Below are 26152 nucleotides of genomic sequence, written 5' to 3' on the forward strand. Positions count from 1 at the left end.
GAAGCTGGCTGAAGCAGCCTCGCCCGGCGCTTCAGACGGCAAAGAGCAGGAATTCCCGCTCCCACGAACTGATGACGCGCTTGAAGTTTTCATGCTCGGCCCGCTTGACCGCGACGTAGCCTGTGATGAATTTCTTGCCCAGGTATTTCTCGATGGTGGTGCTGTTTTCCATGCGCTCCAGGGCGTCTTCGATGGTCAGCGGCAAACGCAGGTTGCGGCGTTCGTAACCACGGCCCACCACCGGCGCGCTCGGGTCGATGCCTTCGACCATGCCGATGAAGCCACACAGCAGGCTGGCGGCAATCGCCAGGTACGGGTTGGCGTCGGCGCCCGGCAAGCGGTTTTCCACCCGACGGTTCTGCGGCCCGGCGTCCGGCACGCGCAGGCCCACGGTGCGGTTCTCTTCGCCCCACTCCACGTTCACCGGTGCCGAGGTGTCCGGCAGGAAGCGGCGGAACGAGTTGACGTTGGGGGCGAACAGCGGCAACAGCTCGGGGATGAACTTCTGCAAGCCACCGATGTGGTGCAGGAACAGATCGCTCATGGTCCCGTCTTCATTGGAGAAAACGTTCTTGCCGGTTTCCTTGTCGATGATGCTCTGGTGCAGGTGCATCGCACTGCCCGGCTCGCCGGTCATGGGCTTGGCCATGAAGGTGGCGGCCACGTCGTGCTTGAGTGCCGCCTCGCGCATGGTGCGCTTGAACACCAGGATCTGGTCGGCCAGGGACAGGGCATCGCCGTGACGGAAATTGATTTCCATCTGCGCGGTGCCGTCCTCGTGGATCAGGGTATCGAGGTCCAGCTCCTGCAGTTCGCACCAGTCGTAGACGTCTTCGAACAGCGGATCGAATTCGTTGGCCGCTTCGATCGAGAAAGACTGGCGACCGGTTTCCGGGCGGCCGGAACGGCCAATGGGCGGTTGCAGCGGAAAGTCCGGGTCGTCGCTGCGCTTGGTCAGGTAGAACTCCATTTCCGGCGCGACGATAGGCTGCCAACCTTTGTCGGCATAGAGCTTGAGCACTTTCTTGAGCACGTTGCGCGGCGACAGCTCGATAGGGTTGCCCTGCTTGTCGTAGGCGTCGTGGATGACTTGGGCGGTGGGCTCGATGGCCCAGGGCACAAGGAACACGGCGTTCTCGTCCGGGCGGCAGATCATGTCGATGTCAGCCGGGTCGAGCAGTTCGTAATAGATGTCGTCTTCGACATAGTCGCCTGTAACGGTCTGGAGCAGAACGCTCTCGGGCAGGCGCATGCCTTTCTCGGCGATGAACTTGTTGGTCGGCGAAATCTTGCCCCGGGTGATACCGGTCAGGTCGCCAATCATGCATTCGACTTCTGTGATCTTGTGGTCTTTCAACCAATCGGTGAGCTGGTCGAGGTTGTTACTCATAAATGCCTCTAGGCGTGAGTTTCCTGACGGCTATTAGTCGTCAGGCGTTGTTTGACGCATCCGCGTCGCGTTGTGTTGCCCTTGCTCGGCAGGCATCGCCAAATGCCTGGAAAATCGCAAGGTAGTGCGGGTTAGAGCTTACCTCCCATTCAGGGTGCCATTGCACACCTAAAGCAAAAGCCTTGCCTTCTGGCACCGAAACAGCCTCGATAAGGCCATCCGGCGCCACGGCTTCGGCCCGCAGCCCAGGCGCCAGGCGCTCGATGCCCTGGCTGTGGATCGAGTTGACCTCAATCAACCGGGGCAGCCCCAGGCCTGCCAGTATGCCGCCAAGCTGGATGTGCACGGCGTGGGCAGGACCGTATTGGACCTCCACCGTTTGCGTCTCGTCTTCACGATGATCGATGAACGTTCCGACTTCATGAACTTTCTGATGCAGGCTGCCGCCAAAGGCTACGTTCATCTCCTGGAAACCACGACAAATGCCCAGCACCGGGACGCCCGCCTCGACAGCGGCGCGGATCAGCGGCAGGGTGGTGGCGTCCCGTGCAGGGTCATGGGCAGTGCCCGGCGTGCTGGCTGGGCCCTGATAGTGAAAAGGTTCTACATTGGAAGGAGAGCCGGTCAGAAGAATGCCGTCCAGGGCGTCCAGAATATCGGACGGTGGGAACAGATCCGCCAGGGACGGGATCAGCACCGGCAAGCCCTTGGCGGCTGTCGCGACAGCCCGGGCATATTTATCGCCACTGGTGTGATAAGCATGCAGACCCATCTGCCTGGAGCAGGTGGTGACGCCGATTAACGGCAGGCGAGACATGAAGCACCCCGGTATTATTGCTGTTATGGGTTTGAATCGAGCTTAGCCTTGTTCATTTTTTTACACAACACCCCCGTAAAAAATACAACACGGCCCGCTCAAGCCTGCGGGCGCCAAGGCCCCTAAAGGGAAAAAAACGCCCTAAATTGCCTCAAAAAAGCCCTGCAGGTGCTTTTTTAGGGCAAAAAAGGCCCTGCTTGACTTCGGCATGCCGTTCGGGTTGACTGGCTTTCGAAGAGATCAATGATTGATATTTTTAACAACAAAGGTGTTGCATCATGTCGGTACCCCCGCGTGCCGTTCAGCTTAACGAAGCGAACGCGTTCCTTAAGGAACATCCTGAGGTTCTGTACGTTGACCTTCTGATTGCGGATATGAATGGTGTGGTGCGCGGCAAGCGCATAGAACGCACCAGCCTCCACAAGGTTTACGAGAAAGGCATCAACCTGCCGGCCTCCTTATTTGCTCTGGATATCAATGGCTCGACGGTGGAAAGCACCGGACTGGGCCTGGACATCGGTGATGCTGACCGGATCTGTTATCCAATTCCTGACACCCTGTGCAACGAGCCTTGGCAGAAACGCCCGACGGCGCAACTGTTGATGACCATGCACGAACTCGAAGGCGAACCTTTCTTCGCCGACCCGCGTGAAGTCCTGCGCCAAGTCGTGACCAAGTTCGATGAACTGGGCCTGACCATCTGCGCCGCATTCGAGCTGGAGTTCTACCTGATCGACCAGGAGAACGTGAATGGACGCCCACAACCGCCTCGCTCGCCGATTTCCGGCAAGCGCCCGCATTCGACACAGGTCTACCTGATCGATGACCTCGACGAATACGTCGATTGCCTCCAGGACATTCTGGAAGGGGCCAAGGAGCAAGGCATTCCCGCCGACGCCATCGTCAAGGAAAGTGCCCCGGCGCAGTTCGAAGTGAACCTGCACCATGTGGCCGATCCGATCAAGGCTTGCGACTATGCGGTCCTGCTCAAGCGCCTGATCAAGAACATCGCCTACGACCATGAAATGGACACCACCTTCATGGCCAAGCCGTATCCGGGTCAGGCGGGCAATGGGTTGCACGTCCACATTTCGATTCTGGATAAAGACGGCAAGAATATCTTTGCCAGCGAGGATCCCGAGCAGAACGCCGCACTGCGTCACGCGATCGGCGGTGTGCTCGAGACCCTGCCCGCGCAGATGGCTTTCCTCTGCCCGAACGTCAACTCCTACCGTCGTTTCGGCGCACAGTTCTACGTGCCGAACTCGCCGACCTGGGGCCTGGACAACCGTACGGTGGCCTTGCGCGTGCCGACCGGCTCGGCCGATGCCGTGCGTCTGGAACACCGCGTCGCCGGCGCCGATGCCAACCCCTACCTGCTGATGGCGGCAGTGTTGGCGGGCGTGCACCATGGCCTGGTCAACAAGATCGAGCCCGGTGCGCCGGTGGAAGGCAACAGCTACGAGCAAAACGAGCAAAGCCTGCCGAACAACTTGCGCGATGCCCTGCGCGAGCTCGACGACAGTGAAGTCATGGCCAAGTACATCGATCCGAAATACATCGATATCTTCGTGGCCTGCAAGGAGAGTGAGCTGGAGGAGTTCGAACACTCCATCTCCGACCTTGAGTACAACTGGTACCTGCATACCGTGTAAGCGGTTGCAGTAAAAAAAGAAACGCCGCAGGCCTTCGGGGCTGCGGCGTTTTTTTGTATTTGGAGGGATGGCCGCCTTCGGCGGATCGCGAGCAAGCTCGCTCCCACACTGTGTTCGGCGATGCCTTCAACATCCCGGCCACTGCCATCCCCTGTGGGAGCGAGCTTGCTCGCGATGGGGCCCTTTCATTCAACACTCATCAGTGCCTGTCCCACCGCCATCGCGAGCAAGCCCGCTCCCACACTGTGTACGGTGATGCCTTCAACATCCCGGCCACCGCCATCCCCCTGTGAGAGCAATGGCAGCCGGGAAGACAACACCGGACCCGACTCGTACAATGCCCGGCAGCCCCGCAGGAGAGCTTCATGACACGCATCGCCACACCCCGCAAACCCCGCGCACGCAGCCAGGCCCGGATCGACACCATTCTCGATGCCGCCCGTACGCTGCTTGCCGCCGAAGGCGTGGCCAGCCTGTCGATCTACAGCGTCGCCGAGCGCGCCGGGATCCCGCCCTCTTCCGTGTACCACTTCTTCGCCAGCGTCCCGGCCCTGCTCGAAGCCCTGACCGCCGACGTCCACGCCGCTTTTCGCGCGGGCCTGCAAGCACCGATCGATCATGCGGCGCTGAACCATTGGCACGACCTGTCACGGCTGGTGGAACAGCGCATGCTCGCCATCTACAACCAGGACGCCGCCGCTCGCCAGCTGATCCTGGCCCAGCACGGCCTGACCGAAGTCACTCAGGCCGACCGCCAACACGACCTCGAGCTGAGTGACTTGATGCACAAGGTGTTCGACCACCATTTCGCCCTGCCGCCCCTGCCCGGCGACGTCGATGTGTTCGCCCTGGCCATGGAACTGGGCGACCGTGTCTACGCCCGCTCGATACAGCAGCACGGCCAGATCACCCCACGCATGGCCGAAGAAGGCATGCGGGTGTTCGATGCCTACCTGGGGCTGTACCTGCCCCCCTATTTGCCCAAGCGTGAAGCGCCCTGAATCGTGGCGAGGGAGCTTGCTCCCGCTGGGCTGCTCAGCAGCCCCCTTCCAACCTCACCAAAGCGTATTCACAGGCCACCAGAAAACCAAAAAGCCCCGAAAGGCTCACGCCGTCCGGGGCTACGGGTCACACATCGTTCACAACTTGGCGATAGACACCTCGGTGGATTTGACGAAAGCGATCACTTCGCTGCCGATCGCCAGCTCCAGCTCCTTGACCGAGCGGGTGGTGATGACCGACGTGACGATGCCGGAAGCAGTCTGCACGTCGATTTCCGACAGTACATCGCCTTCGACGATTTCCTTGATGGTGCCTTTGAACTGGTTGCGTACGTTGATGGCTTTGATAGTCATGGTGTCGATTCCTGTCTGGATGAAGTTATTGCGCCCAACGCAACTGCGTGGGCAAGGGTGAAACGGGTTCGGGGTCCGGCGGTTGGCCGGGCAAGGACAGCACACGGTTGAGGACTTCGGTTTCCAGGCTCGCCAGGCGATGAGAGCCGCGAGCCCGCGGACGCGGCAGGTCGATGGCCAGGTCGAGGCCGATCTGGCCGTCCTCGATCAGGATCACCCGATCGGCAATCGCCACCGCTTCGCTGACGTCGTGGGTCACCAGCAACACCGTGAAGCCGTGCTGCTGCCAGAGGTTTTCGATCAGTTGCTGCATCTCGATACGGGTCAGGGCGTCCAGCGCTCCCAAGGGTTCGTCGAGCAGCAACAGCCGGGGCTGATGAATCAACGCGCGAGCCAGGGCCACCCGTTGCTTCTGGCCGCCGGACAGCGCCGCCGGCCACTCATGGGCGCGGTCGGCCAGGCCCACCGCTTCCAGTGCCTGCAACGCTTGCGGGCGCCAATTGCCCTTGAGGCCGAGGCCGACGTTATCGATGATTTTTTTCCAGGGCAGCAAACGTGCCTCCTGGAACATCAGCCGCGTGTCCTCCCGTGCATCGTTCAACGACGCCGAACCGGCCAACAGTTGGCCGCCGGTGGGCTGATCGAGGCCAGCCAACAAACGCAGCAAGGTACTTTTGCCGCAGCCGCTGCGACCGACCACGGCCACGAACTGCCCGGCCGGGATATGCAGGTCGATGTCGCGCAATACCTGGCGCGTGCCGAAGGTTTTTTGCAGCTTGCGCACCGCCAGCGGGATGCCACGCAGCAGACGCGGAGGTTGTTGGGCAGTCATGCCACACCTCCCTTGTTCACTTGGTACGCCGGGTGCCAGCGCAGCCAGACCCGCTCAAGCCCGCGAGCGGCCAGGTCGGCCAATTTGCCCAGCACGGCGTACAGGAGAATCGCCAGCACCACCACATCGGTCTGCAGGAACTCCCGGGCATTCATCGCCAGGTAACCGATGCCGGAGCTGGCGGAGATGGTTTCCGCCACGATCAGCGTCAGCCACATGAAACCCAGGGCGAAGCGCACGCCCACCAGGATCGAAGGCAAGGCCCCCGGCAGGATCACCTGGCGAAACAGGCTGAAGCCGGACAAGCCGTAGCTGCGCGACATCTCCACCAGCGCCGGGTCGACGTTGCGAATCCCGTGATAGGTGTTGAGGTAGATGGGAAACAACGTGCCCAGGGCCACCAGGAAAATCTTCGCCGACTCGTCGATGCCGAACCACAGGATCACCAGCGGAATCAGCGCCAGGTGCGGGACGTTCCTGACCATTTGCACGGAGCTGTCCAGCAGGCGTTCGCCCCATTTCGACAAACCGGTGATGAAGCCCAGGGCCAGGCCGATGCCGCCGCCGATCAGAAAACCGACCGCGGCGCGCCAACCGCTGATCGCCAGGTGTGTCCAGATCTCGCCGCTGCGCACCAGGTTGACCCCGGCTTCGATCACCGCCACCGGTGCCGGCAGGATCCGCGTGGACAACCAGCCAGCCGATACCGACAGTTGCCAGACCGCCAGCAACAGCAGCGGCACCGCCCAGGGCGCTAGGTTGTGGATGATTTTCTTCATGGCCGCCTCAGCTCTGGGACGCGGCTTTGGGCAGGATGTCGTTGGCGACCATTTCACCGAACGGGCTCACATAACCCTGGCTTTTCGGTAGCTCAGGGCGCTCCACGTCCAGGTGCGGGAACAACAGTTCCGCCACGCGATAGGACTCTTCCAGGTGTGGATAACCGGAGAAGATAAAGGTGTCGATGCCCAGGTCGGCGTATTCCTTGACCCGTGCCGCCACGGTCGGGCCATCGCCCACCAGCGCCGTACCAGCACCGCCGCGCACCAGGCCGACACCGGCCCAGAGGTTGGGGCTGACTTCCAGCTTGTCGCGACGGCCACCGTGCAGGGCGGCCATGCGTTGCTGGCCCACCGAATCGAAGCGCGCCAGGGAGGCCTGGGCACGGGCAATGGTGTCATCGTCCAGGTGGGAGATCAGCCGGTCGGCCGCCTGCCAGGCTTCGGCGTTGGTTTCCCGCACGATCACATGCAGGCGAATACCGAAGCGCACAGTACGGCCCAGCTTCGCCGCCTTGGCCCGCACCTGGGCGATTTTTTCCGCCACGGCCGCTGGCGGCTCGCCCCAGGTCAGTACCATTTCCACTTGCTCGGCGGCGAGGTCCTGGGCGGCTTCCGACGAGCCGCCGAAATACAGCGGCGGACGCGGTTGCTGGATCGGCGGATAGAGCAGCTTGGCACCCTTCACACTGATGTGCTCGCCGTCGTAATCCACGGTCTCGCCTTCCAGTACCCGGCGCCAGATGCGGGTGAACTCCACCGACGCCTGGTAGCGTTGCTCGTGGTCGAGGAACAGGCCATCGCCGGCCAGTTCGTCCGGGTCACCGCCGGTCACCAGGTTGAACAACGCCCGCCCGCCGGACAACCGGTCGAGGGTCGCGGCCTGACGCGCCGCCACCGTCGGGGAAATGATCCCGGGGCGCAGGGCCACGAGGAATTTCAGGCGCTGGGTCACGGGAATCAACGAAGCGGCGACCAGCCAGGAGTCCTCGCAGGAACGCCCGGTGGGGATCAGCACGCCGCCGAAGCCCAGTCGATCCGCCGCTTGGGCGACCTGCTGCAGGTAACCGTGATCGACGGCGCGGGCGCCTTCGGCAGTGCCAAGGTAATGGCCGTCGCCGTGGGTAGGCAGAAACCAGAAAATATTGAGGCTCATGGAGTGGTCTCCTAAAGGAATCGAATTACTGCGCGGTCGCAACGGCCGCCGGCGGCGTCCAGATCACGTCCTTGATACTCAAGGGCTTGGGAATCAATTTGAGCTGGTAGAAGCTGTCGGCGATTTTCTGTTGTGCCGCCACCACTTCCGGCGTGAGGAACAGCGCCCCGTAGCCTTGGCGCTTCACCGACGTCAGGGTGATGTCCGCCGGCAGGCCCAGCAGCGGCGAGACCTGCTTGGTCACATCCTCGGGATTGGCCTTGGACCACTCCCCCACTGCGCGCACCTCTTCCACCAGGGCCGTAATGACCTGGGGATTCTTTTGCGCATAGGGTTTGGTGGCGAGGTAGAACTGGTGGTTGTCGACGATGCCTTTGCCGTCACGCAGGGTGCGTGCCTGCAATTGCTGTTCGGCGGCAGCCTGGTACGGGTCCCAGATCACCCAGGCGTCCACGCTGCCCCGTTCGAACGCGGCACGGGCGTCGGCCGGCGGCAGGAACACGGTCTGGATATCGGAATACTTGAGGCCGGCGTCTTCCAGCGCCCGCACCAATAGGTAGTGGACGTTCGAGCCTTTGTTCAGCGCGATTTTCTTGCCCTTCAGGTCTTGCACCGACTGGATGGCCGAGCCCTTGGGCACGAGGATGGCTTCGCTGGTGGGTGCCGGTGGTTCGTAAGCGACATAGAGCAGATCGGCGCCCGCGGCCTGGGCAAACACCGGCGGGGTTTCACCGGTCACGCCAAAGTCGATGGAACCGACGTTCAAGCCTTCCAGCAGCTGCGGGCCGCCGGGGAACTCGGTCCATTGCACGTCCACGCCTTGGGCGGCGAGGCGTTTCTCCAACGAGCCCTTGGCCTTGAGCAGCACCAGGGTGCCGTATTTCTGATAACCGATCCGCAAGGTCTCGGCTTGAGCTTGAGCGATGACGCCGAGGGACACAGCCGCAGCAAACAGAGCGACCAGCCCGCGACGCAAAATGACAGTGCGCATGGCGCCTCTCCTTTTTGCTGTGGGGTTTTGGCTGCACCTGCTGGGCCGTTGGCGGCTGAGTAAGGTGAGTTGAATCAGGGGTGTTCGGGGTTCAAATGCTCCAGCGAGCACTCAGCAAACGTTCGTTCAATACATTGGGGTCCAGCGGCCTGGGCCGACGGGCCATGGCACTGAAAAACTGTTCCAGCGCCTCGTCCAGGCGCTGTTGCAGGGGTGGCGCCAATTGCGCCTGGGCGCTGCCTTCGCCGTAAGCGATCTGGCTGTCTTCGGCAAAGATCCCATGGAGCATTTCCTGGGCCTTGAGCGCCGACAACACCGGCTTGAGGGCGTAGTCCACCGCCAGCATGTGGGCAATGCTGCCGCCGGTTGCCATCGGCAACACCACTTTATGGGCCAGGGCGCGCTCAGGCAGCAGGTCCAGCACGGTCTTCAGCGCACCGGAAAAAGACGCCTTGTACACCGGCGTGGCGATCAGCAGGCCGTCGGCATTTTCGATCTGTTGGAGCAGGTCGATCACCTTCGGGCTGTCGAAACGGGCATGGAGCAGATCTTCGGCCGGGAAGTCACGCACCTGATAGCTCACCACTTCCACACCTTGCTGCTGCAACCAGCGTTGCGAACGTTCCAGCAGCACCCCTGAGCGGGAGCGTTGGCTGGGACTGCCACCGAGTGAGACGACCAACATGCCTACCCTTCCTTAACTGTCACGTGCGATTCGCGGCGGGCGATTTCGCTGCATGGGTCAAACCATAACAGGGGATTCATATATCTTTAAATCATATTTATTCATTTGGTTATTCGATTTTTATATATTCAATTTCTTTTCCTTGGCGCAATAAAAAAGGCCGTCGAAACGGCCAAAACCCTTGGTGCACAGAGATCCCCCCTGTGGGAGCGAGCCTGCTCGCGATAGCGTCGGATCTGCCAGCGTCGATGGCGACTGATACACCGCTATCGCGAGCAAGCTCGCTCCCACAAGTTCGGATCAGGTGTTGCGTCAGCGATTGGGTTGCGGGGTAAGGCGCAGGTAGGGCTTCACGGCGCGGTAGCCCTTGGGAAAGCGCTGCTTGAGTTCCTCTTCATCCTTGAGCGACGGCACGATCACCACGTCATCACCGTCCTGCCAGTTGGCTGGGGTGGCGACTTTGTAGTTGTCGGTCAGTTGCAGGGAATCGATCACGCGCAGGATCTCGTTGAAATTGCGCCCGGTGCTGGCCGGGTAGGTGATGGTCAGGCGAATTTTCTTGTTCGGGTCGATCACGAACAATGAGCGCACGGTCAAGGTGTCGCTGGCGTTGGGGTGGATCAGGTCGTACAGGTCCGAAACCTTGCGATCGGCATCGGCCAGGATCGGAAAATTGACCACGGCGTTCTGGGTCTCGTTGATGTCCTCGATCCACTTGTGGTGCGAGTCCACCGGGTCCACCGAGAGGGCAATGGCCTTGACCCCGCGCTGGGCGAACGCGTCCTTGAGCTTGGCGGTGAGGCCCAATTCGGTGGTGCATACCGGTGTGAAGTCCGCCGGGTGGGAAAACAGCACACCCCAGCTGTCGCCGAGCCATTCGTGGAAGCGAATCTTGCCGGCGCTGGAATCCTGTTCGAAGTCGGGGGCGATGTCGCCGAGTCTGAGGCTCATGGTGCGGCTCCTGGATGGGGTTGTTGTGAGCCCAACTTTGCACCGGTTTCGATTTCTTTAAAAAGAATAAATATCCATTTATCTAGATCATTAAAGAATATAAAAAACTGTTCACTGGCGCCATTTTGCATACCGGCCCAAGATCGTCATCGAGGTTCGAGAAGGCCTCGAGTTGCTGAAAGAGGAGAAGTTTCGAGGAAGGCTACAGGGGTGGGCCTGACTCGAAAACGTAAAAGCCCCGCCCGGCGTGTTGCCGGGCGGGGCTTTTTTTGTTTTGTACCCACACTAAGGAAATTATTGACGCGATTTCAGGACGAGCGGCTAGGATAGGCAACATGAACACTCAAGCCTTGTTGACTCATCTGCAAAACCAACTCCCTGGTCTGCTGGCGGTTTACCTGTTTGGTAGCCATGCACAGGGCACCGCCGGACCTGACAGTGATGTCGATTTGGCTGTGCTCTTGTCCGGCGAGGTTGACCCTGTGGCGTTATGGCAGCTTTCAGGGGATTTGGCGGATATCGCTGGCAGTCCGGTGGATCTGATTGACCTACGTGCGGCAACCACCGTCATGCAATATCAGATCGTGACCCGAGGCCAGAGACTCTGGGCCAGAGACGTACAGGCCGGGTTATTCGAAAGTTTTGTTCTCAGCGAGAAAACAGCCTTCGACGAAGCTCGAGCAGGCTTGCTCAAGGATATTCAGGAAGAAGGCATCGTGTATGGCCGATGATGTACTGATCAATAAAGCAGCGAGTATCGAGCGTTGCGTCGCCAGGGTACGGGAGGAGTATGAGAAGAATCCGGCTACATTTGCCACCGACTTCACTCGTCAGGATTCGGCAGTTCTGAACATCCAGCGTGCATGTGAAGCGGCACTGGATATGGGCCAGCATTTGATTCGCCGTGAGCGACTGGGCGTCCCACAAAGTGCCCGGGATGTGTTCGAGTTGCTTTTTCAAGGGGGTTGGGCGGAGGAAGGCCTGGTTAAAAACCTGAAGAACATGGTTGGCTTCAGAAACATCGCCGTGCATGACTACCAAGCCCTGCAATTGCCGATCATGGTCGCAATCATTACCGGCCATCTGGACGATTTCCTGGCATTCAGTGCGTTCGTCCTGCGTAAGGACGCGAGGGAGTCGGCGTCATAGCGCTGGGTCGTAGCGGCAGAAGGAGTAGGGGATAGAGCTTGCTACCTGCCGCCGAAAACGTAAAAGCCCCGCCCGGCGTGATGCCGGGCGGGGCTTTTTGCCGCCGAATTACAGAATCGGCAGCGTGTAGCTCACGATCAGGCGGTTTTCGTCCTGGTTACGCTGGTTGGCCACTTCGGAGCGCAGCGAAGCGTTCCTCCACGCCAGGCCCAGGCCTTTGAACTTGCCATCCGGAACAACGTAACCGAGCGTGAAGTCACGTTCCCACTCGCTCTTATCACCGGTAGCAGTAGCAATGTTGTCGCCCTTGAGGTAGATGACCGAAGTCGTCAAGCCTGGCACGCCAACAGTTGCAAAGTCATAGGCGTACTGAGCCAGCCAGGTACGCTCGCCAGCCCGCTGGAACTTGCCAATCTGAACGTCAGTGATCAGGTAGGCGGATGCACCGTCACCCTGGTTCAGGAATGGGAAGTCGCTGGTGCCATTCACACGCTGATAACCGGCGCTGAGCGCATGGCCTTGCAGGCTATACGTGAATTTTGCACTCCAGGTACGGTTGTCTACTTCACCACCGTTGTTCTGGAAGCCAGAAGAGCGATACCCCGCCAGACGACCTTCCTGGCTGGCGTTCTTGCCATCGGAATCACTGTTGAAGTAACGCAAGTCGGATTTCAGGCTACCCACTGGCAACGCCAGGTTGTGGACCAGACCCAGGAAGTGCTGGGTGTAGAAGTCTTCCAGGTTGCCGTAGTAGTACTGAGCGGTCAGATCCTTGGTGAGCTTGTAGTCACCACCAGCATAGTAGAACTCGTTGCTGCGCTGGTTGCTGGTGGCGGTGGTCGTTGCGCCGTTGGAACCTGCAATGGTCAGCGAATCATTGTTAGTCGAGTTACGACCCTTGGCATGCTCCAACTTACCGCCAACCAGGGTCAGGTTATCGATATCGTTGGAGGTGATCTGACCACCTTCAAACGTTTGTGGCAGCAGACGACCATCGTTGAAGGTCACAACAGGCAGCTTCGGCTGCAGGGTGCCCAGACGCAGTTCAGTCTTGGAAACCTTGACCTTTGCGGTCAGGCCCAGGCTGCCGAAATCGTCGACCGCACGGCCATCGCTTTCGCTAGGGAAGACGGTGCCACCCTTGTTGTTGGTAGCGTTGTAGGCGGTCCCTTTGCCAGAGTCCAGCTTCACACCCAGCAGGCCAATGGCATCGACGCCGAAACCGACGGTGCCTTGAGTGTAGCCGGAAGTGAAGTTGAAAATGAAACCCTGACCCCACTCTTCCTGCTTGGAAGGATTGGCAGCGCCATCACGGTTATCCGTGTTGATGTAGAAGTTACGCAGACCCAAGGTAGCCTTGCTGTCTTCGATAAAACCGGCGGCGCCTGCCTGCTGCGCCAAAACCCCAACGGCCACAGCCAGGGCCAAGGTGGACTTGTTCATGCTTCGCTCCTCTCGTTTTCTAATTCTTGTGTGTCTTTGGTTCCGGATCGAACGCCCGGAATCCGCGGATGCGCGATTAGCGCCAAACCGTGACTGACAAGTCAATCGTAACCATTTGTGACTACGACCATGGTCTAACCCTGCGACACCGGCCCGCAGGATAATGGATTCTCTATAAATCCAAAAAGAATTGTTTCATTAGTTTTCAGCTCGTTTCGACATATGGGTGCCATTAAAGCGTCATCAAGCCGTGACAAGGCTTATCGGCGATATCGAGGATTACTGAATGGTGTTTTGTCGGGCTTTTGCGAGGGCCGCTCATCCTGCGGCGAAATAGGCTCCGTCGCCTCCAATGGCTTCGATCATGATCACAACGGCTCGCGCACGGTGCGATCTTGAGCGTTCCAGACTAGCTGCTCATTGTCTGAAATCAAGAAGATCGCGGGCCGTGCAGGGTTCAGGCCGGGCTCTACAGCGCTTTTTCGAAGATTTTCGAATTACGCTGATAGTTGTAGAGCGACGCCCGCGCTGCCGGCAGGCGGTCGACGCTGCTGGGCTCGAAACCGCGTTCGCGGAACCAGTGGGCGGTCCGGGTCGTCAGTACGAACAGCGTCTTGAGCCCTTGGGCGCGGGCCCGGGTTTCGATTCGCTCCAGCAGTTCATCGCCGCGGCCACCGTGACGGTATTCCGGGTTCACCGCCAGGCAGGCCAGTTCCCCGGCATCCGAATCGGCGATCTGGTACAGCGCCGCGCAGGCGATGATCATGCCTTCGCGCTCGACCACGCTGAACTGTTCGATCTCGCGTTCCAGCACTTCGCGGGAACGACGCACCAGAATCCCCTGCTCTTCCAGCGGGCTGATCAGGTCCAGCAGGCCGCCGACATCTTCGATGGCCGCTTCGCGCACCACTTCGAATTGCTCCTGGGCCACCAGCGTACCGCTGCCGTCGCGGGTGAACAGTTCAGCCAGCAGCGCGCCATCCTCGGCATAGCTGACGATATGGCTGCGTGCGACGCCGCCACGACAGGCCTGGGCCGCCGCATCCAGCAGTTCGGCCTGATAGTCGCTGCCCAGGCGTTGCATGTGGCCCGGGACCTGTTGCGGGCGCAATTCCCGAACCAGCCGGCCGTCCTCGCCGATAAGCCCTTGCTCGGCGCCGAACAGCAACAGCTTGTCGGCCGCCAGGTCGATGGCCGCACGGGTGGCGACGTCTTCACAGGCCAGGTTGAAGATCTCCCCAGTGGGCGAATAACCCAACGGCGACAGCAACACGATGGAGCGCTCGTCCAGCAGGCGGTTGATGCCTTTGCGATCGACCCGGCGCACTTCACCGGTGTGGTGATAATCCACGCCTTCGAGCACGCCGATGGGACGCGCGGTGACCAGGTTGCCGCTGGCGACCCGCAGCCGCGAGCCCTGCATGGGCGAGGAGGCCATGTCCATGGACAGGCGTGCCTCGATGGCGATGCGCAACTGGCCGACCGCGTCGATCACGCACTCCAGGGTCGCCGCATCGGTGATGCGCATGCCGTGGTGGTAATGGGGCGTCAGGCCCCGTGCCGCGAGGCGGGTCTCGATCTGCGGGCGCGAGCCGTGGACCAGTACCAGGCGCACGCCGAGGCTGTGCAGCAGCACCAGGTCATGAACGATGTTGCCGAAATTGGGGTGTTCCACCCCGTCGCCGGGCAGCATGACGATGAAGGTGCAATCGCGGTGGGCGTTGATGTAGGGCGAAGCGTGACGAAGCCAATTGACGTATTCGGGCATGAACCTGGACCTGTAATAAATAACAGCCAAAAAAAGACGAAACAGAACGCACAACGGGCTGGTGGTTATCGTCGGAACAGGCTTGGCGACACGCGCGCTCTCCTCATGTGATGAATACGGGCCCGCAAGGGCGCAATTTAATTAACCGGCCGTGGCCGGCGTCAGGCAGTAATGGCCGATCAACTGCCGCAACAGCTGTACGGTAGGTTGCAAACGTGACATTTCAAGGTACTCGCCCGGTTGGTGGGCACAGGCGATATCGCCGGGACCGAGCACCAGGGTTTCGCAGCCAAGGCGCTGAAGATAAGGCGCTTCGGTGCCGAACGCCACTGCTTCGGCGCGATGGCCGGTCAGTCGTTCGGCCACGCGGACCAACTCGGCGTCCTCGGCCTGCTCGAACGGCGGCACTTCGGGGAACAGCGGCGCATAGTCGATCTTGACCTGGTGTCGCTCGGCAATGGGCTCGAGCTTCTGCCGGATCGCCGCCCGCAGCACTTGCGGGTCCATGCCCGGTAACGGGCGCAGGTCGAACTCCATGGAGCACTGGCCGCAGATCCGGTTGGGATTGTCGCCACCATGGATGCAGCCGAAGTTCAGGGTCGGTTGAGGCACGCTGAACTGCGGATTACGGAATTCACGCTGCCATTGCAGGCGCAGGCCACGCAGTTCGCCCATGGCGTCGTGCATGGCTTCCAGGGCGCTGTGGCCCAGGCGCGGATCGGACGAATGGCCGCTGCGCCCGAGAATGTCGATGCGTTCCATCATCACGCCTTTGTGCAGGCGAATCGGTCGCAGGCCGGTCGGCTCGCCGATCACCGCCGCGCGCCCCAACGGTCGGCCGGCATCGGCCAGCGCCCGGGCGCCGGACATGGAGCTTTCTTCGTCACAAGTCGCGAGGATCAGCAGCGGTTGCTTGAACGGTTGGTCCAGCAGCGGCTTGACCGCTTCGATGGCCAGGGCGAAAAAGCCCTTCATGTCGCAACTGCCCAGGCCCACCCAACGGCCATCGACCTCGGTGAGCTTCAAGGGATCGGTCTGCCATAACGCACCGTCGAACGGCACCGTGTCGCTGTGGCCAGCCAACACCAGGCCGCCGGGACCACTGCCGAAACTGGCCAGCAAATTGAATTTGCCGGGGCTGACCTGCTGGACATCGCAGGAGAACCCCAGCTCGGTTAGCCAGCCTGCCAGCAGCTCGATCACGGCACTGTTGGACTGGTCGAGCCCAGGTTGGGTACAGCTGACCGAAGGCGTGGCGATCAGGGCAGCGAATTGATCTTTCAGGGACGGCAAAGGCATCGCTGACTCCAGGCTTACAGATTGATGTCCATCATAGAACCATCCGGCGCAAGGAAGAAACCGCCGCGGGGCGCAGGATGAACGAGTCCTGTACACTGCACGGCCTTGGCAGCCACACCTTCCCCCGGCTGCGCACCCGATCCCTGGATTTTCCGGCCATGCAGAAAGAAACCGAAATCAAACTCCGCGTCAGCCGCGAGACCCTGGCAGCCTTGCGCGAGCACCCGCTGCTGAAAAAACGCAACAAGAGTGGCTGGGAACGCCACGAATTGATGAACCAGTATTTCGACACGCCGGAGCGCGATCTGGCCCGGGCCAAGGTCGCCCTGCGCCTGCGTCGCGACGGTGAAGAGGTGATCCAGACCCTCAAGACCCGCGGCCAGAGCGTCGCCGGCCTGTCCGAGCGCAACGAGTACGACTGGCACCTGCCCAAGGCCAAGCTCGACCTGAAGAAGCTCGACGGCGAATGCTGGCCCGAGACCCTGGCCGAACTGGACAAGAAAACCCTCAAGGCCATCTTCACCACCGATTTCGTCCGCGAACGCGCTGAAATCGCCTGGGGCCGTGGCAAGAGCAAAGTGGTGATCGAAGCCGCGCTGGACCTGGGCTATGTCGTGGTCGGCAAGCAGAAGGAAGAAATCTGCGAGCTGGAGCTGGAATTGCGCGAAGGCGAGCCCGCCGCCCTGCTGGAACTGGCCGCCGAGCTGGCCGTAACCCTGCCTTTAATGCCTTGCGACATCAGCAAGGCCGAACGTGGCTATCGCTTGCATGACGCGGGCAGCTACGCCTTGAGCCTGCCGACCCCACAGTTGACTGCCGAAACGCCGCTGGATGACGCCTTCGCCGCGCTGAGCTGGCATTTGCTCGGCAGCAGCCAACGCCTGGCCGAACAATACCGTTTCAACGGCCACTGGCGCCTGCTGCAGGACTGGGTGGAAAACCTCGCCGAACTGCGTGCCCTGCTCAGCAGTCTCGGCCAGGCCGCGCCGCGCCAATCGACCCACGACTTGCGCCTGGCCCTGGACGCGTTGCTGGAAGACTGGCGTCCGCTGGTCCAGGCGGGCCTGGACGACGAAGACGTGCGCAAGGCCGCGCCGGAACAGTTCCTTGAAGAGCTGCAAGATCCGCGCTGGGGCCTGTTTTCCCTCAACACGTCACGCTGGCTGCTGGCCCGCAGCTGGGCCGCCGAGCGCAACACCCGCGGCAATCGCCAGGGCGCGGCGCAACTGGGCAGCTGGCTGCCGCGTCTGCTGGGCGAAGAATCCTCGTCCCTGCAATTGCAACGCTACCAGCAGCAGCCGGAAGACCTCGCCGAGCAACTGCCGCGTATCGAACGCATCCAGGCCTGGCTGCACCACGCCCGTCATGTGCTGGAGATCCCGGAAATGGATCGCCTTTACGGTGAACTGAACAAGCTGGCGCAACTGGCCAACCAACCCATCACCGACGAAACCCTGGATGCGCGCAAGCAACAGGCGATCGCGGTGTACCAGAATCGGGCCTGGAAGACTTTGCTGCGGCTGTGATGCCGCTATCGCGAGCAAGCTCGCTCCCACAGGGGTTCAGCGTTGTAATCACATCTAGTGGCCGCTGAAGATCAACTGTGGGAGCGAGCTTGCTCGCGATGAGGCCAGCACATCCTCCACAGAACTCAGCGCAGCACTGGCAAACTCGTCGTCGACTTGATCTCCGACAGCGCCACGATCGAATTCACTTCCTGGATCCCCGGCACCATCGACAGCTTTTCGAAAAAGAATCGCTCATACGCCTCGATGTCCGCCGTGACGATGCGCAGCAGAAAATCCACCGATCCCATCAACACGTAACACTCCAGCACTTCGGGGAAGCCGCGAATCGCCTCGGTGAACTCGGTGAAGTTCGAACGGCCATGGGCGTTGAGTTTCACTTCGGCGAAGATCTGCGTGTTGAGGCCGATTTTCTTGCGATCCAGCAACGTCACCTGACCGCGGATGATCCCCTCCTCCTTCATCCGCTGGATCCGACGCCAGCACGGCGATTGAGACAAGCCGACCTGCTCGGCGATTTGCGCACTGGACAGCGAGGCATCCTCTTGCAGCAACGCCAGTATCCGGCGGTCATAGCCATCCAGCTCGCTTTGCATAAATAAACCCGTAATTAATGATCTTGAGAATCAAGCGATTCTAAAAATCGCCACAACCACTCATTTTAGATAAGAAATACCCCACAACACATGTAAATATTTCTCCCGCACTCCAGGAGACCATCCATGCTCGAAGCCGTTGCCACAACCACGATCCGCGCCGACGTCTGGCACGCCGCCAATGCCCATTGCCGGGCGCAGTACCAGATGCTGGCCGAGGCCGAGCCGGACCTGCTGTGCCGGGCATTGAACCTGTTTGCCTTGCAGGGCCTGACCCCACGGCACGTGCACGTCGAGCGCCTCGACGATCTGCTCTCCCTGGACATCGGCCTGGACGGGCTGAGTTGGCATCGAGCCCAGGTGATCGCTGAAAAATTACGTAACCTGATCGGCATGTGCTCGGTGGACCTGCAAAGCGCTGAATTTACGAGGGTTGAGCCGACCCAAGCGGCCGGTTGAGCGGCCCATGGGCAAGACTTGGTAACGCATTGGTCGGGTAGTGGCCCAACGGACCACAGGGTCGGGACTATTCTTTTGCAGACCGAGCGAGGACGCCGAAGCGTCTGTATCGCGGCTTTGCTGCAATTGTCCAATAGGAACCCGCATGTCCACCAAACACGCCACTCAGGACCGCTGGCTGGACCTCAATGATCTGCTGCGCCAACTGGTCACCCAGGGCTTCATCAGCCAGGATTCAGCCGAAACCGCGCTCAACGCCCGCCGACGCCACAGCGCCAATAGTCAGCTGCATCCGCTGGAGTTCATTGCCAACCAGCATCTGGACGACCTCAGTCGACCTGGCAAGCGCCTGGACCTGGAGAACCTGACCCTGTGGCTGTCCCAGCAGGCCGGCCAACCCTACATGCGCATCGACCCGCTGAAAATCAACGTAGCGGCCGTGACACCCTTGATGTCCTATGCCTTTGCCCAGCGCCACAAGATCCTCGCGGTAGCGGTCGATCGTGACGCCGTCACCGTTGCCAGCGCGCAGCCCTACGTCAGCAGTTGGGAAGCCGACCTGACCCACGTGCTCAAGCTGCCGATCAAGCGGGTGGTCGCCAACCCGGTGGATATCCAGCGCCTGAGCGTGGAGTTCTATCGCCTGGCCAAATCGGTCAGCGGCGCCACCACGGTCGATCAGCAACCGAGCAACCTGAGCAATTTCGAACAATTGCTCAACCTGGGGGCCAGCGATCAGGAGCCGGACGCCAACGACGCCCACATCGTGAATATCGTCGACTGGCTGTTCCAGTACGCCTTCCAACAGCGGGCCAGCGATATCCACATCGAACCACGCCGCGAGCAGGGCACCGTGCGGTTTCGCATCGACGGGGTGCTGCACACCGTCTATCAGTTCCCGCCGCAGGTCACGATGGCAATCGTCAGCCGCCTCAAGAGCCTGGGGCGGATGAACGTCGCGGAAAAACGCAAACCCCAGGACGGCCGGGTCAAGACCAAGACCCCGGACGGCGGCGAAGTGGAGTTGCGCCTGTCGACCTTGCCCACGGCGTTCGGCGAGAAAATGGTCATGCGGATCTTCGACCCGGAAGTGCTGCTCAAGGATTTCGACCAGCTCGGTTTCTCCGCCGACGACCTGCGCCGCTGGCAGGACATGACCCGCCAGCCCAATGGCATCATCCTGGTGACCGGGCCTACCGGTTCCGGCAAGACCACCACCCTCTACACCACCCTCAAGAAACTGGCGACACCGGAAGTGAACCTCTGCACCATCGAGGACCCGATAGAAATGGTCGAGGCCTCCTTCAACCAGATGCAGGTCCAGCACAACATCGACCTGACCTTCGCCGCCGGGGTACGTGCATTGATGCGGCAAGACCCGGACATCATCATGATCGGCGAGATCCGTGACCTGGAAACCGCTGAAATGGCGATCCAGGCGGCGCTGACCGGGCACCTGGTGCTGTCGACGCTGCACACCAACGACGCGCCGAGCGCCATCAGCCGCCTGCTGGAGCTGGGTGTGCCCCATTACCTGATCAAGGCCACCGTGCTCGGGGTCATGGCCCAACGGCTGGTGCGCACCCTGTGCCCGCAATGCAAGGCCCCGCTGGCCCTGGACGAAGACGACTGGCAGACCCTGACGCGGCCCTGGCAGGCACCGTTGCCGAGCAATGCCCAACAGGCCGTCGGCTGCCTGGAATGCCGCGACACCGGTTACCGCGGCCGCGCCGGTGTCTACGAAATCATGCAACTGACCGACAGCGTCAAGGCCTTGATCCACCCCGACACCGACCTGCTGGCGGTGCGCCGCCAGGCCTTCAAGGAAGGCATGCGCAGCCTGCGGCTGTCGGGGGCGCAAAAGGTGGCGGCGGGCTTGACCACTGTCGAGGAAGTCCTGCGCGTGACACCGCAGAGTGAACAGAAGTAGCGGTGGCGAGAGGCTGTGAGAGCAAGGCGCCTGCATCGCGAGCAAGCTTTGCTCCCACAGAGTGAGGATAATGGCCGCTTGCCCTACACTCAGGGCTCGCAGGTCCATCTCAATTCGCACAGGGAACCGTCATGCAGATCGGTAGCGTACTTTTACTTTTCATCGGCCTGGTGGTCGCCATTCTCTTCATGGGCTTCAAGGTCGTGCCCCAGGGCTACCAATGGACTGTCGAGCGGTTCGGCCGCTACACCAACACCCTCAAACCCGGCCTGAACATCATCATCCCGGTGATGGATCGCATCGGGCGCAAGATCAATGTCATGGAAAGCGTACTGGACATCCCGCCCCAGGAAGTCATCACCGCCGACAACGCCACGGTACAGATCGACGCCGTGTGCTTCTTCCAGGTGGTCAATACGGCCCAGGCGGCCTACGAGGTCAACAACCTCGAACACGCCATCCGCAACCTGCTGCAAACCAATATCCGCACCGTGCTGGGGTCCATGGAGCTGGACGCGATGCTGAGCCAGCGCGACGGCATCAACGAAAAATTGCTGCGCACCGTCGATGAAGCCACGGCGCCGTGGGGCATCAAGATCACCCGGATCGAGATCAAGGACATCAGCCCTCCTGCGGACCTGATGGCCGCCATGTCGGGGCAAATGAAAGCCGAACGTATCAAGCGTGCCCAGATCCTCGAAGCCGAGGGCCTGCGAGCGTCGGCGATTCTCACCGCCGAAGGCAAGAAGCAAGCGCAGATCCTTGAGGCCGAGGGCAGCCGCCAGGCGGCGTTCCTGGAATCCGAGGCCCGCGAGCGCCAGGCGCAAGCCGAAGCCTTGGCCACCCAGGTGGTGTCCCAGGCCATTGCCGACGGTAACGTCCAGGCCGTGAACTACTTCGTCGCGCAGAAATACATCGATGCACTGGGCAAACTGGCCTCAGCCAACAACAGCAAGGTGATCCTGATGCCGCTGGAAGCCAGCCAGGTCATCGGTGCGGTCGGTGGCATCGGCGAGATCGTCAGGGCTACCTTCGACAGCAAGAAAGCTTGAGGCGCGCGTATGTGGGGGTTCCTGCAACACATGTCGTACTGGGACTGGCTGGCGCTGGGTGTCATCCTGCTGATTCTTGAAGTGTTCGGCGCCGGTGGTTACCTGCTGTGGATCGGCATGGCCGCCGCGGCAGTCGGCGTGCTCACGTTCATCCTGCCGCAGATGCCATGGGAAATGCAGTTCCTGTTGTTCGGCCTGTTCGCCATCGCCACGGCGCTGTACTGGTGGCGACGCCAACGCAGCGCCGTGCGCCAAAGCGATCAGCCGCACCTGAACCTGCGCGGGCAGGAACTGATCGGCAAGGTCTTCCTGGTGCATGAAGCGATTGTCGATGGCCGTGGCAAGATCAAGGTGGCCGACAGTGTCTGGCTGGCCAAGGGGCCCGAGTCGGCCGTTGGCACACGGGTCAGGGTGGTGGCGCAGGAGGGGGCGGTGCTGCAGGTGGAACGGGCTGACTGACAAGTCATGGAACTGAATCGAGACGCAGGTAATCCAACGTCATAGTTAACCCAGTGGAGTCACCTATCATGCGTCTCAAACTTGCTGTCGCTACCGTAGCCTTGCTGTCTCTTCCTGTTGGCTCGGCAATGGCCGACACGTTTTGGCGTAACGTCATCTCGTCCGGTGCGACCACCGGTTCCACCTACCTGACCTTCAAGGATCACAAACTGATCGTCGCCGCCCAGGACGATGCCGGCAGCTTCGTCGCCAGTGATGGCGGTATCCGTGGCCCTTACCTGGAAGCGGCGATGCAGAAAGTGCGTGCCGACAACCCAGGCCTGCAAGCCACCGACATGGAACTGGCCAACGCGATCCTGGCGAAAAACGCCGTCGCCCAGGACTGATGCCCGGCCAATAAAAAATGCCGCTCAGTGAGCGGCATTTTTTTGCCCGGTGATAATCCCAAGGCTATTCCCACCCCTGTGGGAGCGAGCTTGCTCGCGATAGCGGAGTGTCAGCCCACATCAATGCCGTTGATCCACCGCTATCGCGAGCAAGCGCGCTCCCACAGGTGCAGTCGTCCTTATTCGCCGATGGCAGCCTTGTAACCCGCCGCGTCCAGCAACTTGTCCAGCTCAGCCGTGTTGCTTGGCTTGAGCTTGAAGATCCAGGCGCCGTACGGATCGGAGTTCAGCAGCTCAGGCGAACCGCCCAACTCCTCATTGACCGCGATCACTTCACCTGCGATAGGGGAATAGATATCGGAAGCGGCCTTGACCGACTCCACCACGCCGGCCTGGGCGCCCGCCTCAAAGACCGTACCGACCTCGGTCAGCTCGACAAACACCACATCGCCCAAGGCTTCCTGCGCATGATCGCTGATGCCCACAGTGACGGTACCGTCAGCTTCCAGGCGTGCCCACTCATGGCTTTCGGCAAAACGCAATTCGGCAGGGATATCACTCATATTCTGTGTCCTCAATAGAAAGTGTCAGCGGCCAGCGGCCCGCCGCAAAAGGTTAGATCAGGGTTTTGCCATGGCGGACGAAGGTCGGTTTGACCACCCGTACCGGGTACCACTTACCACGAATTTCTACCTCGGCACGGTCAGCGGTTGCCATCGGAACACGTGCCAGGGCGATCGACTTGCTAAGCGTAGGAGAAAAACTACCACTGGTGATCTCCCCTTCGCCAACATTGGCGATGCGAACCACCTGATGGGCGCGCAAAACACCCCGCTCCTCCAGCACCAGCCCGACCAGTTTGTGCTGCACACCGGCGGCAAGCTCGGTTTCCAGCGCGCTGCGCCCGATAAACTGACGGCTCGCCGGTTCCCAGGCGATACTCCAGGCCATGTTCGAGGCCAGCGGTGAAACATCCTGGTGGATATCCTGGCCGTACAGGTTCATGCCGGCCTCCAGACGCAAGGTATCGCGGGCGCCGAGGCCGATGGGCGAAATGCCAGCGCCGACCAGGTCGTTGAAGAAACTCGGGGCCTCCTGGGCGGGCAGGACGATCTCCAGGCCATCTTCGCCGGTATAGCCGGTCCGGGCGATGAACCATTCGCCGTCGACGCGCCCTTCGAAAGGCTTGAGTTGCTGGATGATTTGCCCACGGGATTGTGTGACCAGCTCGGCAATCTTATGCCGGGCGTGGGGGCCCTGGATCGCCAGCATCGCCAGCTCGGGGCGCTCATGCAGTTGCACGTCGTAGTCACCGAGCTGTGCCTGCATCCAGGCCAGGTCCTGATCGCGGGTCGAGGCGTTGAAGACCAGGCGATAACCGTCCTCGACACGGTAGATGATCATGTCGTCGACGATGCCGCCGCGTTCATTGAGCATCGCGCTGTACAAGGCACTGCCTGTGTCTTGCAAGCGGTCGACGTCATTGGCCAGCAAGCGCTGCAGCCAGACCTTGGCCTGGGAGCCGGCGACGTCGATCACGGTCATGTGGGATACATCGAACACACCGCAGTCGCGACGCACCTGATGGTGTTCTTCGACCTGCGAGCCGTAATGCAAAGGCATATCCCAACCGCCAAAATCGACCATCTTCGCGCCAAGGGCGAGATGAAGGTCATAAAGAGGCGTACGCTGTCCCATGGGTTTCTCCTTCCGGGCTTGGCGAAGGTGCGGACGGGCACTGCGTAGCGCGAACGTCTGAAAAAAGGAGTTTTCTGACGTTCTCAGTTGCCCGGTCCGACAGACGGACCGCACCGAATGCCGCGCATTGTAGCCGCATGAGGTAGGACTGGCACCTAGCTGTTTCGATGGGCCGAACGTCGTATCAATCCGATGACCGGCAACAACCCCACCAATACCAACGTCAGCGCCGGTAGCGCGGCCCGGGCCCACTCCCCTTCGCTGGTCATCTCGAAGATCCGCACCGCCAGCGTGTCCCAGCCGAACGGGCGCATCAGCAGCGTCGCGGGCATTTCCTTGAGCACATCGACGAACACCAGCAACGCCGCGCTCAAGGTGCCGGGCAACAGCAATGGCAGATACACTTTGAAAAACAGTCGCGGCCCACTGACCCCAAGGCTACGTGCCGCTTCGGGCAAGGACGGGCGAATGCGCGCCAGGCTGCTCTCCAACGGGCCGTAAGCCACGGCCAGGAAACGCACCAGATACGCCAGCAACAGCGCCGACAGGCTGCCCAGCAACAATGGCTTGCCTGCACCGCCAAGCCAGGTCGACAGTGGAATGACCAGCTCACGGTCCAGGTAGCTGAACGCAAGCATGATCGACACCGCCAGCACCGAGCCGGGCAAGGCATACCCCAGGTTCGCCAGGCCGACGCCGGCACGAATCGGACGGGTCGGCGCCAACCGCCGGGCGAACGCCAGCAGCAAGGCCACACAGACGGTGAGCAGTGCCGCCAGGCCGCCCAGGTAGAGGGTGTGGACGATCAGCCCGGCATAACGTTCATCCAGGTCGAAACGACCGCGTTGCCAGAACCACACCACCAACTGCAACACCGGGATGACAAACGCGCAGGCAAATACCAGGGAGCACCAGCCACTGGCCGCCACGGCCTTGAGGCCGCGCAACGTGTACAACGCCTTGACCCGGGGCCGCTCGTTACTGGCCCGGTGAGCGCCGCGGGCCCGGCGTTCGCCGTAGAGCACCAGCATCACCGCCAGCAACAGAAGGCTGGCCAGTTGGGCAGCGCTGGAGAGGCTGAAGAAGCCGTACCAGGTCTTGTAGATGGCGGTGGTGAAGGTGTCGAAGTTGAACACCGACACCGCGCCGAAATCCGCCAGGGTTTCCATCAGCGCCAGCGCCACGCCCGCACCGATGGCTGGTCGGGCCATCGGCAGCGCCACGCGCCAGAACGCCTGCCATGGCGACTGACCCAGCACCCGGGCAGCTTCCATCAAGCCCTTGCCCTGGGCCAGGAAGGCACTGCGCGCCAGCAGGTAGACGTAAGGGTAAAAGACCAGCACCAGCACCAGGATCACCCCGCCGGTGGAACGAACCCGGGGCAGGCGCAGGCCGCTGCCGAACCATTCACGCATCAGCGTCTGCACGGGACCGGCGAAATCCAGCAGGCCAACGAAGACAAACGCCAACACATAGGCCGGAATCGCGAACGGCAGCATCAATGCCCAATCGAGCCAGCGACGTCCCGGGAATTCACATAGGCTGGTGAGCCAGGCGAGGCTGACACCCAGCAAGGTCACTCCGACACCCACGCCAAGGATCAACGTGAGGGTGTTGCCCAACAAACGCGGCATCTGCGTATCCCACAAGTGGGACCAGATCTGCTGGTCGATGCTCTGCCAGGACAGCAGCAAGACACTCAAGGGCAACAGGACCAGCGCAGCGATGGCGAAGACCAGGGGATACCAGCGGCGTTGGGCGGGGTGGGCCAAGGGG

26 protein-coding genes are annotated in these 26152 nt (G+C 61.2%); 10 read left to right on the forward strand and 16 right to left on the reverse strand.

Going from position 1 to position 26152, the window contains the following annotated elements:
- Positions 1-31: 31 nt before the first annotated feature.
- Together AB7M32_RS03075 and AB7M32_RS03080 are read right to left on the reverse strand one after the other, a co-directional pair.
- Positions 32-1390 carry a glutamine synthetase family protein gene (locus tag AB7M32_RS03075; RefSeq protein ID WP_060740155.1) on the reverse strand — a complete coding sequence of 453 codons (1359 nt, stop codon included), beginning with the start codon at positions 1388-1390 and terminating at the stop codon, positions 32-34.
- Positions 1391-1430: 40 nt separating this feature from the next.
- Positions 1431-2207 carry a gamma-glutamyl-gamma-aminobutyrate hydrolase family protein gene (locus tag AB7M32_RS03080; RefSeq protein WP_454249059.1) on the reverse strand — a complete coding sequence of 259 codons (777 nt, stop codon included), beginning with the start codon at positions 2205-2207 and terminating at the stop codon, positions 1431-1433.
- A 278-nt stretch (positions 2208-2485) separates the two neighbouring features.
- Between AB7M32_RS03080 and AB7M32_RS03085 the strand changes: the two genes are divergently transcribed.
- Complete coding sequence (locus tag AB7M32_RS03085; RefSeq protein ID WP_025216023.1) at positions 2486-3862, forward strand: glutamine synthetase family protein; 1377 nt, start codon at positions 2486-2488, stop codon at positions 3860-3862.
- Between the two features lie 365 nt (positions 3863-4227).
- Positions 4228-4863 (forward strand): TetR/AcrR family transcriptional regulator, encoded by a 636-nt coding sequence (locus AB7M32_RS03090; protein WP_072405953.1) that lies wholly within the window; start codon positions 4228-4230, stop codon positions 4861-4863.
- A 138-nt stretch (positions 4864-5001) separates the two neighbouring features.
- Here AB7M32_RS03090 and AB7M32_RS03095 read toward each other — a convergent pair whose 3' ends face one another.
- The 7 genes from AB7M32_RS03095 to AB7M32_RS03125 form a co-directional block, all read right to left on the reverse strand.
- Complete coding sequence (locus AB7M32_RS03095; protein ID WP_003177394.1) at positions 5002-5217, reverse strand: TOBE domain-containing protein; 216 nt, start codon at positions 5215-5217, stop codon at positions 5002-5004.
- A gap of 25 nt (positions 5218-5242) precedes the next feature.
- Positions 5243-6049 (reverse strand): aliphatic sulfonates ABC transporter ATP-binding protein, encoded by an 807-nt coding sequence (gene ssuB / locus AB7M32_RS03100; RefSeq protein ID WP_454249060.1) that lies wholly within the window; start codon positions 6047-6049, stop codon positions 5243-5245.
- Positions 6046-6828 (reverse strand): aliphatic sulfonate ABC transporter permease SsuC, encoded by a 783-nt coding sequence (ssuC, locus tag AB7M32_RS03105; protein WP_072342904.1) that lies wholly within the window; start codon positions 6826-6828, stop codon positions 6046-6048. Before ssuC ends, ssuB begins: the two co-directional genes overlap by 4 nt.
- 7 nt (positions 6829-6835) lie before the next feature.
- A complete protein-coding gene (gene ssuD / locus AB7M32_RS03110) occupies positions 6836-7984 on the reverse strand; it encodes an FMNH2-dependent alkanesulfonate monooxygenase (RefSeq protein WP_060740150.1) in 1149 nt (382 codons plus the stop codon).
- 25 nt (positions 7985-8009) lie between these two features.
- Positions 8010-8975 carry a sulfonate ABC transporter substrate-binding protein gene (locus AB7M32_RS03115; RefSeq protein WP_454249061.1) on the reverse strand — a complete coding sequence of 322 codons (966 nt, stop codon included), beginning with the start codon at positions 8973-8975 and terminating at the stop codon, positions 8010-8012.
- 91 nt (positions 8976-9066) lie between these two features.
- On the reverse strand, positions 9067-9660 hold the full coding sequence (gene ssuE, locus AB7M32_RS03120; protein ID WP_072405956.1) for an NADPH-dependent FMN reductase: 594 nt from the start codon (positions 9658-9660) through the stop codon (positions 9067-9069).
- A gap of 312 nt (positions 9661-9972) precedes the next feature.
- The gene (locus tag AB7M32_RS03125) at positions 9973-10611 is read right to left on the reverse strand and encodes a peroxiredoxin (RefSeq protein ID WP_454249062.1); all 639 of its coding nucleotides are present in this window, start codon (positions 10609-10611) and stop codon (positions 9973-9975) included.
- A 335-nt stretch (positions 10612-10946) separates the two neighbouring features.
- On the opposite strand from AB7M32_RS03125, the gene mntA reads away from it, so the two are divergent.
- Together mntA and hepT are read left to right on the forward strand one after the other, a co-directional pair.
- The gene (mntA, locus tag AB7M32_RS03130; protein WP_454249063.1) at positions 10947-11342 is read left to right on the forward strand and encodes a type VII toxin-antitoxin system MntA family adenylyltransferase antitoxin; all 396 of its coding nucleotides are present in this window, start codon (positions 10947-10949) and stop codon (positions 11340-11342) included.
- Positions 11332-11760 carry a type VII toxin-antitoxin system HepT family RNase toxin gene (gene hepT / locus AB7M32_RS03135; protein ID WP_454249064.1) on the forward strand — a complete coding sequence of 143 codons (429 nt, stop codon included), beginning with the start codon at positions 11332-11334 and terminating at the stop codon, positions 11758-11760. Before mntA ends, hepT begins: the two co-directional genes overlap by 11 nt.
- 108 nt (positions 11761-11868) lie before the next feature.
- Here hepT and AB7M32_RS03140 read toward each other — a convergent pair whose 3' ends face one another.
- From AB7M32_RS03140 to argE, 3 genes are all read right to left on the reverse strand, one after another.
- Positions 11869-13203: an OprD family porin gene (locus AB7M32_RS03140; protein WP_135847678.1), complete on the reverse strand. Its 1335-nt coding sequence runs from the start codon at positions 13201-13203 to the stop codon at positions 11869-11871.
- Between the two features lie 469 nt (positions 13204-13672).
- Positions 13673-14971 carry an amino-acid N-acetyltransferase gene (gene argA, locus AB7M32_RS03145; RefSeq protein WP_053126389.1) on the reverse strand — a complete coding sequence of 433 codons (1299 nt, stop codon included), beginning with the start codon at positions 14969-14971 and terminating at the stop codon, positions 13673-13675.
- 141 nt (positions 14972-15112) lie between these two features.
- Positions 15113-16270 carry an acetylornithine deacetylase gene (argE, locus tag AB7M32_RS03150; RefSeq protein WP_454249065.1) on the reverse strand — a complete coding sequence of 386 codons (1158 nt, stop codon included), beginning with the start codon at positions 16268-16270 and terminating at the stop codon, positions 15113-15115.
- Positions 16271-16428: 158 nt separating this feature from the next.
- Here argE and AB7M32_RS03155 point away from each other — a divergent pair, with 158 nt between their 5' ends.
- Positions 16429-17796 carry a CYTH domain-containing protein gene (locus tag AB7M32_RS03155; RefSeq protein WP_454252092.1) on the forward strand — a complete coding sequence of 456 codons (1368 nt, stop codon included), beginning with the start codon at positions 16429-16431 and terminating at the stop codon, positions 17794-17796.
- Between the two features lie 125 nt (positions 17797-17921).
- Here AB7M32_RS03155 and AB7M32_RS03160 read toward each other — a convergent pair whose 3' ends face one another.
- Positions 17922-18392, reverse strand: coding sequence for an Lrp/AsnC family transcriptional regulator (locus tag AB7M32_RS03160; RefSeq protein WP_072405961.1), 471 nt, complete (start codon positions 18390-18392; stop codon positions 17922-17924).
- Positions 18393-18518: 126 nt separating this feature from the next.
- Here AB7M32_RS03160 and AB7M32_RS03165 point away from each other — a divergent pair, with 126 nt between their 5' ends.
- The 5 genes from AB7M32_RS03165 (at position 18519) to AB7M32_RS03185 (ending at position 22678) form a co-directional block, all read left to right on the forward strand.
- Positions 18519-18851: a hypothetical protein gene (locus AB7M32_RS03165; protein ID WP_454249066.1), complete on the forward strand. Its 333-nt coding sequence runs from the start codon at positions 18519-18521 to the stop codon at positions 18849-18851.
- A gap of 145 nt (positions 18852-18996) precedes the next feature.
- Positions 18997-20781 carry a GspE/PulE family protein gene (locus AB7M32_RS03170; protein ID WP_072405963.1) on the forward strand — a complete coding sequence of 595 codons (1785 nt, stop codon included), beginning with the start codon at positions 18997-18999 and terminating at the stop codon, positions 20779-20781.
- 131 nt (positions 20782-20912) lie between these two features.
- A complete protein-coding gene (locus AB7M32_RS03175; RefSeq protein ID WP_014340768.1) occupies positions 20913-21833 on the forward strand; it encodes an SPFH domain-containing protein in 921 nt (306 codons plus the stop codon).
- Positions 21834-21842: 9 nt separating this feature from the next.
- A complete protein-coding gene (locus tag AB7M32_RS03180; RefSeq protein ID WP_454249067.1) occupies positions 21843-22292 on the forward strand; it encodes an NfeD family protein in 450 nt (149 codons plus the stop codon).
- A 68-nt stretch (positions 22293-22360) separates the two neighbouring features.
- Positions 22361-22678: a DUF2388 domain-containing protein gene (locus AB7M32_RS03185; protein WP_072405965.1), complete on the forward strand. Its 318-nt coding sequence runs from the start codon at positions 22361-22363 to the stop codon at positions 22676-22678.
- A 179-nt stretch (positions 22679-22857) separates the two neighbouring features.
- Here AB7M32_RS03185 and gcvH read toward each other — a convergent pair whose 3' ends face one another.
- From gcvH to AB7M32_RS03200, 3 genes are all read right to left on the reverse strand, one after another.
- The gene (gene gcvH / locus AB7M32_RS03190; protein WP_454249068.1) at positions 22858-23241 is read right to left on the reverse strand and encodes a glycine cleavage system protein GcvH; all 384 of its coding nucleotides are present in this window, start codon (positions 23239-23241) and stop codon (positions 22858-22860) included.
- A gap of 52 nt (positions 23242-23293) precedes the next feature.
- Positions 23294-24376 carry a glycine cleavage system aminomethyltransferase GcvT gene (gene gcvT / locus AB7M32_RS03195; RefSeq protein ID WP_454249069.1) on the reverse strand — a complete coding sequence of 361 codons (1083 nt, stop codon included), beginning with the start codon at positions 24374-24376 and terminating at the stop codon, positions 23294-23296.
- Positions 24377-24531: 155 nt separating this feature from the next.
- A complete protein-coding gene (locus AB7M32_RS03200; RefSeq protein WP_454249070.1) occupies positions 24532-26148 on the reverse strand; it encodes an ABC transporter permease in 1617 nt (538 codons plus the stop codon).
- Positions 26149-26152 lie beyond the last annotated feature (4 nt).

The sequence above is a fragment of the Pseudomonas sp. R151218B TE3479 genome (assembly GCF_053629195.1).